Source organism: Pseudomonas sp. NPDC088414 (assembly GCF_044753325.1).
Taxonomy (GTDB): domain Bacteria; phylum Pseudomonadota; class Gammaproteobacteria; order Pseudomonadales; family Pseudomonadaceae; genus Aquipseudomonas.
Window position 1 is genome coordinate 1 of the sequence record NZ_JBIVMY010000006.1, and the last position, 12,711, is coordinate 12,711.

Below are 12,711 nucleotides of genomic sequence, written 5' to 3' on the forward strand. Positions count from 1 at the left end.
CGCTATCAAGCGCGCCCGCTTCCTGGCCCTGCTGGCCTACACCGACCGCCTCGGACGCTGAGACCGGGCTGTCGACTAGTAGCAAAGGATTGAATGCATGCGCGCCTTAGCTGAGTTCATCATGCGCGGCCGCATGCAGGCCACTCTCGTAGTGGCCGGATGTGCAACATTGCCGTTGTTGTATTGGTTGGGTGCTGCCGCCGGGAGCCTGGTGCTTCTGCGGCGCGGACTGACGGACGCCCTGGGTGTTCTGTCTCTGGGGCTGCTGCCGGCTTTGGTCTGGTGGCTGTATGCCGATGATCCACGGGCACTTCTGGTGCTGCTGGGGTCTTCGGGGCTTGCGTTGGTGTTGCGCGCAAGCGAGTCCTGGGTTCGCACGCTGCTGGTCAGCGTAGTGATGGGAGTGGTGTTTTCAGTGGTGCTCGGGGCAGCGTTTGCGGCCCAGATCGAGATGCTCGCGCAGGCCTTGATAAAGGTCATGCCGGCGCTTCTTGGTGAGACCTACAAGCAATTGTCGGTCGATGAGCAAGCGCGCTTCGCGTCCCTGATTGCACCAGTCCTGACCGGACTGATTGCGGCTTTGTTGCAGATCGTCAGCGTGCTGAGCCTGATTGTCGGGCGGCATTGGCAGGCGTTGTTGTACAACCCGGGTGGTTTTGGTCGCGAGTTTCGCGCCATCCGGATCCCGCTGGGGCCGGCGATGTTGCTGCTGGCGTTGATGCTTCTGGGCCCGAATCTCGGTGCACAGATGGCCATGTTGACGCCGTTGTGCAGTGTACCGCTGGTGTTCGCCGGACTCGCCCTGATTCACGGGCTGGTCGGGCAGAAGCGACTGGCCGGTTTCTGGCTGGTGGGGTTGTACGTGACACTGCTGCTGTTCATGCAGCTGCTCTATCCGTTGCTCGTGGTTCTGGCCATTGTCGACAGCCTGATTGATTTTCGCGGTCGTCACGTGTCGAAAGACACCGATAACGCGAACGGTGAAGGTTAAAAGTTAAGAGGATTTCCACATGCAACTGATCCTTCTGGAAAAAATCGCCAACCTGGGCAACCTGGGCGACAAAGTAAACGTTAAGGCCGGTTACGGCCGTAACTACCTGCTGCCTTTCGGCAAAGCTACCGCTGCGACCGCTGCCAACCTGGCTGCGTTCGAAGAGCGTCGTGCCGAGCTGGAAAAAGCTGCCGCAGACCGTAAAGCATCGGCTGAAAGCCGTGCTGCCCAACTGGCCGAGCTGGAAGTGACCATCACTGCCACCGCTGGCGACGAAGGCAAGCTGTTCGGTTCGATCGGTACTCACGACATCGCTGACGCACTGACCGCTTCCGGCGTTGAAGTGCAGAAGAGCGAAGTTCGTCTGCCGAACGGCACCATCCGCAACGTGGGTGAATTCGACGTGGCTGTGCACCTGCACGCCGAAGTTGAAGCCACCGTACGCGTTGTCGTGGTAGCAGCTTAAGCAATACTTGTCGGCTGGCACCCTCGGGTGCTTGCCGGTAACATCGGGCACGATCCTGTTTACAGGTCGTGCCCTTTGTCTTTCTGGTAATCCCGTTTTCAAACCTGACTCCAAGTGGCCATGAACGAAATCACCGCTCCCGAGCAATACGATCTGCAAACCGCCGCGCTGAAAGTGCCGCCGCATTCCATCGAGGCCGAACAGGCCGTACTCGGTGGTCTGATGCTGGACAACAACGCCTGGGAACGCGTGCTCGATCAAGTCTCCGACGGCGATTTCTACCGACATGACCACCGTCTGATCTTCCGTGCGATCGCCAAACTGGCCGATCAGAACATGCCGATCGACGTCGTGACCCTTGCCGAACAACTGGACAAGGAAGGTCAGACGTCCCAGGTCGGCGGCCTCGGTTACCTCGGCGAGCTGGCGAAAAACACGCCGTCCGTCGCCAACATCAAGGCCTATGCGCAGATCGTTCGCCAGCGGGCGACGTTGCGTCAGTTGATCGGCATCAGCACTGAAATTGCCGACAGCGCTTTCAACCCCGAAGGTCGCACCGCCGAGGAAATCCTCGACGAAGCCGAGCGGCAGATCTTCGCGATTGCCGAGGCCCGGCCAAAAACCGGCGGCCCGGTGGGCGTGAATGACCTGCTGACCAAGGCCATCGACCGCATCGACACCCTGTTCAACACCGCCGACGCAATCACCGGTCTGTCCACCGGTTATACCGACCTCGACGAGAAGACCAGCGGGCTGCAGCCGTCCGACCTGATCATCGTCGCCGGCCGTCCGTCGATGGGTAAAACCACCTTCGCGATGAACCTGGTGGAAAACGCCGTACTGCGCAGCGACAAGGCGGTGCTGGTGTACTCCCTCGAGATGCCAGGCGAATCGCTGATCATGCGTATGCTTTCGTCTCTCGGTCGTATCGACCAGACCAAGGTGCGTTCCGGCCAGCTCGAAGACGACGACTGGCCGCGCCTGACCTCGGCGGTCAACCTGCTCAACGATCGCAAGCTGTTCATTGACGATACCGCCGGCATCAGCCCGTCGGAAATGCGCGCGCGGACCCGGCGCCTGGTGCGCGAGCACGGCGACATCGGCCTGATCATGATCGACTACCTGCAGTTGATGCAGATTCCGGGCTCCAGCGGTGACAACCGGACCAACGAGATTTCCGAGATCTCGCGATCCCTCAAAGCCCTGGCCAAGGAATTCAATTGCCCGGTGGTGGCGCTGTCGCAGCTCAACCGTTCCCTGGAACAACGTCCCAACAAGCGTCCGGTGAACTCCGACTTGCGGGAATCCGGAGCGATCGAGCAGGACGCCGACGTCATCATGTTCGTGTACCGGGACGAGGTGTATCACCCGGAAACCGAGCACAAGGGCATCGCCGAAATCATCATCGGCAAGCAGCGGAACGGCCCGATCGGCTTTATCCGCCTGGCTTTTATCGGTAAGTACACCCGCTTCGAAAACCTCGCGCCGGGCAGTTACAACTTCGACGACGACGAGTAACGTCGAGCACTTGTGGCGAAGGCGCTTACTCCCGCCGGGTTGCGCAGCAGCCCCCAGAATTCGACTGCTGCGCAGCCGATCGGGAGCAAGCTCCCTCGCCACAGGTAAAGCACAATTTCCGACCACAGCCGTCGGAATTGGTCAAAATTTGTGCTATATTCCGCGCCCGCGAAATTCAATGAAAGCCAACACCGGTTATCGACATGCAAGCAGCCAAGCCGTTATTTGACTATCCAAAGTACTGGGCCGAATGTTTCGGGCCAGCGCCATTCCTGCCGATGAGCAGGGAGGAGATGGATCAGCTCGGCTGGGATTCCTGCGACATCATCATCGTCACCGGTGATGCCTACGTCGATCACCCCTCGTTCGGCATGGCGATCATCGGCCGGCTGCTGGAGTCCCAGGGCTTCCGCGTCGGGATCATTGCCCAGCCGAACTGGCAGTCCAAAGACGACTTCATGAAGCTCGGCGAGCCGAACCTGTTCTTCGGCGTCGCGGCCGGCAACATGGACTCGATGATCAACCGCTACACCGCGGACAAGAAAATCCGCTCCGACGACGCCTACACCCCGGGTGGCATGGCGGGCAAGCGTCCGGATCGCGCGAGCCTGGTCTACAGCCAGCGCTGCAAAGAGGCCTACAAGCACGTGCCGATCGTCCTCGGCGGCATCGAAGCGTCGCTGCGCCGCATCGCCCACTATGACTACTGGCAGGATCGCGTGCGCAACTCGATCCTGATCGACGCCAGCGCCGACATTCTGCTGTACGGCAACGCTGAGCGTGCCATTGTTGAAGTGGCCCAGCGTCTGTCCTACGGGCACAAGATCGAAGACATCACCGACGTGCGCGGCACCGCATTCATCCGTCGTGACACGCCGCAGGGCTGGTACGAAGTCGATTCCACGCGCATCGACCGTCCGGGCAAGGTCGACAAGATCATCAACCCGTACGTCAACACCCAGGACACCCAGGCCTGCGCCATCGAGCAAGAGAAGGGCCCGGTGGATGATCCCGAGGAAGCCAAGGTCGTACAGATCCTGGCCAGCCCGCGCATGACCCGCGACAAGACCGTGATCCGTCTGCCGTCGATGGAAAAGGTGCGTAACGATCCGGTCCTGTACGCCCACGCCAACCGCGTGCTGCACCTGGAAACCAACCCGGGCAACGCCCGCGCGCTGGTGCAGAAACATGGCGAGATCGACGTCTGGTTTAACCCGCCGCCGATTCCGATGACCACTGAAGAAATGGACTACGTGTTCGGCATGCCTTACGCACGGGTTCCGCACCCGGCGTACGGCAAGGAAAAGATCCCGGCCTACGACATGATCCGTTTCTCGGTGAACATCATGCGTGGCTGCTTCGGCGGCTGCACCTTCTGCTCGATCACCGAGCACGAAGGCCGGATCATCCAGAACCGTTCCGAAGAATCGATCATTCGCGAAATCGAAGAGATCCGCGACAAGGTTCCGGGCTTCACCGGCGTCATCTCCGACCTCGGCGGCCCGACCGCGAACATGTACCGCATCGCCTGCAAGAGCCCGGAAATCGAGTCCGCGTGCCGCAAGCCGTCCTGCGTGTTCCCCGGCATCTGCCCGAACCTGAACACCGACCACTCGTCGCTGATTCAGCTGTACCGCAGCGCCCGTGCCTTGCCGGGTGTGAAGAAGATTCTGATCGCCTCCGGCCTGCGTTACGACCTCGCGGTCGAGTCGCCGGAGTACGTCAAAGAACTGGTGACCCACCACGTCGGCGGGTACCTGAAGATCGCCCCGGAACATACCGAGGAAGGTCCGCTCAACCAGATGATGAAACCGGGCATTGGCAGCTATGACAAGTTCAAGCGCATGTTCGAGAAGTACACCAAGGAAGCAGGCAAAGAGCAGTACCTGATCCCGTACTTCATCGCCGCGCATCCGGGCACCACCGACGAAGACATGATGAACCTGGCGCTGTGGCTCAAGGGCAACGGCTTCCGTGCCGACCAGGTGCAGGCGTTCTACCCGTCGCCGATGGCCACCGCCACCGCGATGTACCACTCGGGCAAGAACCCGCTGCGCAAGGTCACCTACAAGAGCGACGGCGTGACCATCGTCAAGAGCGAAGAGCAGCGCCGCCTGCACAAGGCGTTCCTGCGTTATCACGATCCGAAAGGCTGGCCGATGCTGCGTGAAGCGTTGATCCGCATGGGTCGTGGTGATCTGATCGGTCCAGGCAAGGATCAGTTGATTCCGCTGCATCAGCCGGCCACCGACAGCTACCAGAGCGCTCGACGCAAAAACTCGACGCCGGCCGGCAGCCACAAGGTCGCGAAAGAGAAGACCACCAAGATTCTCACTCAGCACAATGGCCTGCCACCGCGTGCCAGCGACGGTGGCAATCCTTGGGACAAGCGTGAACAAGCCAAGGCTGCGGCATTCGCCCGCAACCAGCAGGCAGCCAAGGAACGCAAGGAAGCGGCCAAGGGCAAGGGGCCGAAACCGGCTCGCAAGCCAGTCGTACCGCGCTAAGTCGCTTTTTGTTTCAACAGAACGCCAACCTTCGGGTTGGCGTTTTGCATTTCAGGTGTCAGGAAATTTGCTGAAGTCACTGCCCTCATCGCTGGCAAGCCAGCTCCCACAGGTTTATCTGTCGCTCACAAAACTGTGGCCACCGAGGAACCTTGTGGGAGCTGGCTTGCCAGCGATGGGGCCAGATCAATCACCTCATCAATCACTGCCCGCCACATTTAGGCGCAACTTCCTCGAACCATTTCCCCGCATCGCCCGATTTTGGTGCTGTACTGCCCTGAGCATTCCGGGAAAGCGCCCAAGCCCCTGCATGGCATAAGTCTTGCGCGCTTTCGAATACGCTTAGGCTCGCAGGAGGCACGCCGTGTCGATTCATGTCGCATTGCATCACGTCACGCATTACCGCTACGACCGCGCTGTCGAACTCGGCCCGCAGATCGTACGCCTGCGTCCGGCCGCCCATAGCCGTACGCGGATTCTCTCCTATGCGTTGAAAGTCTCGCCCGAGCAGCATTTCATCAACTGGCAGCAAGACCCGCAGGGCAACTACCTCGCGCGTCTGGTATTCCCCGAGAAAACCGACGAGTTGCGCATCGAAGTCGACCTGCTGGCCGAGATGGCGGTGTTCAATCCGTTCGACTTCTTCCTCGAACCCTATGCCGAGAAAATCCCCTTCACCTACGCGGCCGATGAGCGCAAAGAGCTGGCGCCGTACCTCGAAACCCTGCCGCTGACTCCGGCATTCAAAGCCTATCTGGACGGGATCGACCGCACGCCGCTGCCCGCCGTGGATTTCCTGGTGATGCTCAACCAGCGCCTCAGCGAAGACATCCGTTACCTGATTCGCATGGAACCGGGCGTGCAGACCCCGGAACATACCCTCGAACATGCCTCCGGCTCCTGCCGCGACTCGGCGTGGCTGCTGGTGCAACTGCTGCGCAACCTCGGGCTGGCCGCGCGGTTCGTCTCCGGTTATCTGATTCAACTGACCGCTGATGTGAAGAGTCTCGACGGCCCATCCGGTACCGAGGTGGATTTCACCGACCTGCATGCCTGGTGCGAGGTGTACTTGCCCGGCGCTGGCTGGATCGGTCTGGATGCCACTTCCGGGCTGTTTGCCGGTGAAGGGCATATCCCGCTGGCCTGCAGTCCCGATCCATCCTCGGCGGCGCCGATCAGTGGTCTGGTCGAACCGTGCGAATGCCAGTTCAGCCACGAAATGTCGGTGGAGCGGATCTGGGAAGCGCCACGGGTGACCAAGCCCTACACCGATGAGCAGTGGCTGGCGATTCAGGCACTGGGCCGGCAGATCGATGCCGACCTGCTGCAAGGTGATGTGCGCCTGACCATGGGCGGCGAGCCGACCTTCGTTTCCATCGACGACCCGGACGGTGCCGAATGGAACACTGCCGCGTTGGGGCCGGACAAGCGCCGACTGTCCGCCGAACTGTTCCAACGCATGCGCCAGCACTATGCGCCGAAAGGTCTGGTGCATTTCGGTCAGGGCAAGTGGTACCCGGGCGAGCAATTGCCGCGTTGGTCGCTCAACTGCTACTGGCGCCGCGATGGCGTGCCGATCTGGCACAACAGCGCGCTGATCGCCGATGAGCAGCAGGACTACGGTGCCGATGGCGAACTGGCCGGGCGTTTTCTCGCGAGTGTTGCCGAACGCCTGAAACTGCCGGCACGTTTCGTGTTCCCGGCCTACGAAGACAATTTCTATTACCTCTGGCGCGAAGGCGCATTGCCGAGCAACGTCAGCGCCGAAGACTCGCGTCTTGAAGAACCGCTGGAGCGTGCGCGGTTGCGCAAGGTTTTCGCTCAAGGTCTGGATAAAGTGATCGGCCAGGTACTGCCGCTGGCGCGCACTGCCAAAGGTGATCAATGGCAGAGCGGGCGCTGGTATCTGCGCGACGAGCATTGCCGGCTGGTGCCGGGGGATTCGCCGCTGGGTTATCGCCTGCCGCTCGGCTCGCAGCCGTGGGTGAAGGCGGCGGAGTATCCGTTCATTCATCCCAACGATCCGAATCAGGACTTCCCCGAGCTGCCGGATACCACGCAGCTCAACAGTCATGCCGAACCCGCCGCGGCCGCCGAACGCGCGCCGACAATCGACGAGTCAGCCGACTGGCTGACCCGCACCGCCTTCTGTGCCGAGGCCCGCGAAGGGCGTCTGTATCTGTTCATGCCGCCGCTGGAGCGGGTCGAGGATTATCTGGAACTGGTAGCGGCCATTGAGGCTACCGCCGAAGAACTGCATTGCCCGGTGCTGCTGGAAGGTTACGAGCCGCCGAGTGATCCGCGCCTGAGCAACTTCCGCATCACCCCGGATCCGGGCGTGATCGAGGTCAACGTGCAACCATCGGCGACCTGGGACGAACTGGTCGAGCGCACCGAGTTTCTCTATGAACAGGCGCGGCAAACCCGCCTGACCACCGAGAAATTCATGATCGACGGGCGCCATACCGGCACCGGCGGCGGTAACCATTTCGTCCTCGGTGGTGCGACACCGGCGGACTCACCGTTTCTGCGTCGCCCGGATCTGCTACGCAGCCTGATCAGCTACTGGCACAACCATCCGTCGCTGTCCTACCTGTTTTCCGGCTTGTTCATCGGCCCGACCTCGCAGGCGCCGCGGGTCGATGAAGCGCGCAACGACGCCCTGTACGAACTGGAAATCGCCTTCGCGCAGATGCCTGAACCGGGCGAAGCGTGTGCGCCGTGGCTGGTGGATCGACTGCTGCGCAATTTGCTGATCGACGTCACCGGCAACACCCACCGCGCCGAGTTCTGCATCGACAAACTGTATTCGCCGGATGGCGCTACCGGGCGTCTCGGCCTGCTGGAGCTGCGCGCCTTCGAAATGCCGCCGCATGCGCGGATGAGCCTGGCTCAGCAGTTGTTGCTGCGTGCGCTGGTTGCGCGATTCTGGCGCGAGCCCTATGCGCCGCCGAAACTGGCGCGCTGGGACACCGAGCTGCACGACCGCTTCATGCTGCCGCACTTTATCGAGCAGGATTTCGCCGACGTCATCGTCGAACTGAACAACGCCGGTTATCCATTGCGCGCCGAGTGGTTCGCGGCGCATCTGGAATTCCGTTTTCCCAAAGTCGGCGATTACGCGGTCAGCGGCATCGAGATGGAGCTGCGCCAGGCGCTGGAACCTTGGCATGTACTGGGCGAGGAGGGTACGGCGGGCGGCACGGTGCGTTATGTCGATTCGTCGCTGGAGCGTTTGCAGATCAAGCTCAGCGGCCTGCCGCCGCAGCGCTATCTGCTGACCTGCAACGGCATTCCGCTGCCGCTGCAACCGACCGGGCGCATCGGTGAGTTCGTCGCTGGCGTGCGCTTTAGGGCCTGGCAACCGGCCAACTGCCTGCAACCGACCATCCCGGTGCATGCGCCGCTGGTGTTCGACCTGCTCGACACCTGGATGCAGCGTTCGCTGGGCGGTTGCCAGTACCACGTGGCGCACCCGGGCGGGCGCAATTACGAGACGTTACCGGTCAATGCCAACGAAGCTGAGAGCCGGCGCATGGCACGATTTTTCCGCATCGGACACACGCCGGGGAAACTTCCGATACCGAACCTGACAATCTCCGACGAGTTGCCGATGACGCTCGATTTACGACGTTTCTAAGTCCTGCACGACATGCGGATTTTTCGTATATCCGCACGTCATGTGCCTGCGTTAGTCTGACCGTTCCCTGCTGTCTGCCGAGCTTTCCATGCCTGACCTGCTAGACCGCTACCCGCTGACCGCGGGCACTTATCACGAACTGCTGAATGACAGCGGGGAAGTGCGCCCGCACTGGCGGCGGCTGTTCGATCAATTGCAGCGCAGCACCCCGGCGCAACTGGTGCAGCGGCAGGCGTTGCTGGCCCGGCAGATTCAGGAAAACGGCGTGACCTACAACGTCTATGCCGATCCCAAGGGCGCTGACCGCCCGTGGGAGCTGGATCTGCTGCCTCACGTGATCGCTGCTGATGAGTGGCAGCACCTGTCAGCGGGGATTGCCCAGCGAGCACGCCTGCTCAATGCGGTACTGGCCGATCTGTATGGCCCGCAGCGGCTGATCAGCGAAGGGTTGTTACCGGCGGAGCTGGTGTTCGGCCACAACAATTTTCTCTGGCCCTGTCAGGGCATCGCGCCACCGGAAGATGCCTTTCTGCATCTGTACGCCGTGGACCTGGCGCGCACGCCGGACGGGCGCTGGTGGGTCACGGCGGATCGTACTCAGGCGCCGTCGGGCGCGGGCTATGCGCTGGAAAATCGCACCATTGTGTCGCGCGCCTTTCCCGAGTTGTACCGCGATCTGAAAGTGCAGCATCTGGCTGGATTCTTCCGCACCCTGCAGGAAACCCTCGCGCGTCAGGCACCGTGTGCCGACGATGCGCCGCTGGTGGTGCTGCTGACGCCCGGGCGCTTCAACGAAAGCTATTTCGAACACCTTTACCTGGCACGCCAGCTCGGTTATCCGCTGGTGGAGGGCGGCGACCTCACCGTGCGCGATGCCACGGTGTACCTGAAAACCCTCAGTGGTCTGCGCCGGGTGCACGCAATCATGCGCCGGCTCGACGATGACTTCTGCGATCCGCTGGAGCTGCGCACCGATTCGGCACTTGGTGTGCCTGGCCTGCTGGAAGCGGTGCGTCAGGGCCGGGTGCTGGTGGCCAACGCCTTGGGCAGCGGCGTGCTGGAGTCGCCGGGGTTGCTCGGATTTTTGCCGAAGATCAATCAGTACCTGTTCGGCGAAGAACTGCTGCTGCCGTCCATCGCCACCTGGTGGTGCGGCGAGGCGCCGGTGCTGGCGCAGGCGTTGGAAAAGCTTCCCGAGCTGCTGATCAAACCGGCATTCCCCTCGCAAAGCTTCGCCCCGGTATTCGGCCGCGATCTGAGTGAACAACAGCGCCAGGCACTCGCCGAGCGCATGCAGGCGCGGCCATACGCGTATGTCGCGCAAGAGTTGGCGCAGCTGTCCCAGGCGCCGATCTGGCAGGCCGAAGACGGCCAACTGCAACCGCGAGCGATCGGCATGCGCGTGTACGCGGTGGCCAGTGGTGACGGCTATCGCGTATTGCCCGGTGGGCTGACCCGGGTCGCCGCCGAGGCCGATGCCGAAGTGGTGTCGATGCAGCGCGGTGGCGCGAGCAAGGACACCTGGGTGCTGGGCGAGCGTGCGCCGAGTGGCGAACAATGGAAAACCCAGCGCAACGTCGGCGTACACGATCTGGTGCGCCGCGATCCTTATCTGCCCTCGCGGGTGGTGGAGAACCTGTTCTGGTTCGGCCGCTACTGCGAGCGTTGCGACGACAGCGCGCGACTGCTGCGGATCATGCTCGCGCGCTATGTCGATGGCGATGATCCGCAAGCCCTGCAGGCAGCGGTGGAGCTTGGCGAGCGCCTGATGTTGCTGCCGGAGGAGGGCGAGTTGCCGCAGCGGCTGCTGGCGGCGCTGCTCGGAGAGGACTGGTCGTTCAGCCTGCGCTCCAACCTGCAGCGCTTGCAGTGGGCGGCCTCGCAGGTGCGCGGCAAGCTCTCGCGGGAGAACTGGCAGGCGTTGGTCGAGTTGCAGCGCGAGGCGCTGGAACTGAACACCGAGGAGCCGGATTTCGGCGAGTTGCTGGATTTCCTCAACCGGCTGGTGATGTCGCTGGCGGCGCTTTCGGGTTTTGCGCTCGACGACATGACCCGCGACGAGGGCTGGCGCTTCCTGATGATCGGCCGGCGCATCGAACGTTTGCAGTTTCTCAGCAGCAGTCTTGCAGCGTTTCTACGCGGCGCCGGGGCCTTCGATCAGGCGGGGCTGGAATGGCTGCTCGAGCTGGGCAACAGCAGCATCACCTACCGTTCGCGGTATCTGGCGGTGGCGCAGTTGATTCCGGTGCTTGACCTGTTGCTGCTGGATGAGCAGAACCCGCATGCGGTGCTGTTCCAGTTGAAACTGGTAACCCGCACGCTCAAGCGATTGAATGATGATTTCGGCGTGCCTCGCGAGGCCGGGTTGCCGCAACTGGTCGAGCGTCTGGCGCGGTTCGATCTGGGCTGTCTGGAGAACCCGCTGTTCGGGGAGAACAGCGTGCGTGCTGCGCTCGATGGTCTGGCGGATCTGCTGCAAGAGATTGCCGAGGCCAGCGGGCAAGTATCGGATCGTCTGGCGCTGCGCCACTTTGCCCATGTCGATGATGTCAGCCAGCGCACGGTGTCCGTCTGATGAGCGCGCATTACCAGATCTTCCACGACACCTGTTACCACTACGACAGCCCGGTTTCGCTGGCACAGCAATTGGTGCACCTGTGGCCGCGTGAATGCACATGGCAGCGCTGCACCGAGCAGCAATTGCTGATCAGCCCGGAGCCGACGACGCGGCGGGATGAACTGGATGTGTTCGGCAATCCGCTGACTCGACTGGCCTTCGAGCGCCCGCACGATGAGTTGCAGGTCAACGCCCGGCTCACGGTCGAGGTGCTGGCGCGGCCACTGGCGGATTTCAGTCTGTCCCCAGCGTGGGAGCAGACGCGTGATGCGCTGACCTACAGCAGCCAGCCGTTGTCCGCCGAGACGCTGGAGGCGTGTCGCTATCGGTTTCAGTCACCCTATGTGCATTTGAAACGCAGCTTCGTCGAATTTTCCGAGAGCTGTTTTCCTCCGGGCATGCCTTTGTTGCTGGGCGTGCAGGCCTTGATGCAGAAGATTTTCAGCGAGTTCACTTTCGATGCCGAGGCCACGCAAGTGGCGACGCCGCTGGTCGAGGTGCTGGAGCGCCGGCGCGGCGTGTGTCAGGACTTCGCGCACCTGATGCTCGCTTGTGTGCGTTCGCGAGGGCTGGCAGCGCGCTACATCAGCGGCTACCTGCTGACCCAGCCGCCACCGGGGCAGCCACGCCTGATCGGCGCCGATGCGTCGCATGCCTGGGTGTCAGTGTTTTGTCCGGTGCTGGGCTGGGTGGATTTCGATCCGACCAACAATGTGCAGCCGGCGCTGGAGCACATCACCCTGGCGTGGGGCCGGGATTTTTCCGATGTGTCGCCGTTGCGTGGGGTGATTCTGGGGGGCGGTTCGCATGATCCGGAAGTGCGGGTCACGGTGATGCCATTGGAATAAGGAAATTTCACTGGCGGGAGCCAATGTGGCGAGGGAGCTTGCTCCCGCTCGACTGCGAAGCAGTCGCAAAACAATTTGGGGTCGCTGCGCAACCCAGCGGGAGCAAGCTCCCTCACCACAGATC

Annotated in this window: 7 protein-coding genes; all 7 read left to right on the plus strand. The window is 62.1% G+C overall.

What is annotated here, in order from left to right; all coding sequences use genetic code 11:
- Positions 1-97: 97 nt before the first annotated feature.
- The 7 genes from ACIP8I_RS08675 (at position 98) to ACIP8I_RS08705 (ending at position 12,587) form a co-directional block, all read left to right on the plus strand.
- Positions 98-991, plus strand: coding sequence for a hypothetical protein (locus tag ACIP8I_RS08675; protein WP_400760246.1), 894 nt, complete (start codon positions 98-100; stop codon positions 989-991).
- Between the two features lie 19 nt (positions 992-1,010).
- Complete coding sequence (gene rplI / locus ACIP8I_RS08680) at positions 1,011-1,457, plus strand: 50S ribosomal protein L9 (RefSeq protein ID WP_003221136.1); 447 nt, start codon at positions 1,011-1,013, stop codon at positions 1,455-1,457.
- 120 nt (positions 1,458-1,577) lie between these two features.
- A complete protein-coding gene (gene dnaB, locus ACIP8I_RS08685) occupies positions 1,578-2,975 on the plus strand; it encodes a replicative DNA helicase (RefSeq protein ID WP_007967455.1) in 1,398 nt (465 codons plus the stop codon).
- 203 nt (positions 2,976-3,178) lie between these two features.
- Entirely contained in the window at positions 3,179-5,482 is a 2,304-nt protein-coding gene (locus ACIP8I_RS08690; RefSeq protein ID WP_007967456.1) for a YgiQ family radical SAM protein, read from the plus strand.
- 364 nt (positions 5,483-5,846) lie between these two features.
- On the plus strand, positions 5,847-9,122 hold the full coding sequence (locus tag ACIP8I_RS08695; protein ID WP_400760250.1) for a DUF2126 domain-containing protein: 3,276 nt from the start codon (positions 5,847-5,849) through the stop codon (positions 9,120-9,122).
- An 88-nt stretch (positions 9,123-9,210) separates the two neighbouring features.
- Entirely contained in the window at positions 9,211-11,697 is a 2,487-nt protein-coding gene (locus tag ACIP8I_RS08700) for a circularly permuted type 2 ATP-grasp protein (protein ID WP_400760252.1), read from the plus strand.
- Positions 11,697-12,587, plus strand: a complete 891-nt coding sequence (locus tag ACIP8I_RS08705; RefSeq protein ID WP_400760254.1) for a transglutaminase N-terminal domain-containing protein — start codon at positions 11,697-11,699, stop codon at positions 12,585-12,587. The genes ACIP8I_RS08700 and ACIP8I_RS08705 overlap by 1 nt, the downstream gene beginning before the upstream one ends.
- Positions 12,588-12,711: the final 124 nt, after the last annotated feature.

What these genes read in the sequence shown, in the direction of transcription:
- ACIP8I_RS08675 (WP_400760246.1), top strand. Translation starts at nt 98, where the DNA reads ATGCGCGCCTTAGCTGAGTTCATCATGCGCGGCCGCATGCAGGCCACT.
- rplI (WP_003221136.1), top strand. Translation starts at nt 1,011, where the DNA reads ATGCAACTGATCCTTCTGGAAAAAATCGCCAACCTGGGCAACCTGGGC.
- dnaB (WP_007967455.1), top strand. Translation starts at nt 1,578, where the DNA reads ATGAACGAAATCACCGCTCCCGAGCAATACGATCTGCAAACCGCCGCG.
- ACIP8I_RS08690 (WP_007967456.1), top strand. Translation starts at nt 3,179, where the DNA reads ATGCAAGCAGCCAAGCCGTTATTTGACTATCCAAAGTACTGGGCCGAA.
- ACIP8I_RS08700 (WP_400760252.1), top strand. Translation starts at nt 9,211, where the DNA reads ATGCCTGACCTGCTAGACCGCTACCCGCTGACCGCGGGCACTTATCAC.
- ACIP8I_RS08705 (WP_400760254.1), top strand. Translation starts at nt 11,697, where the DNA reads ATGAGCGCGCATTACCAGATCTTCCACGACACCTGTTACCACTACGAC.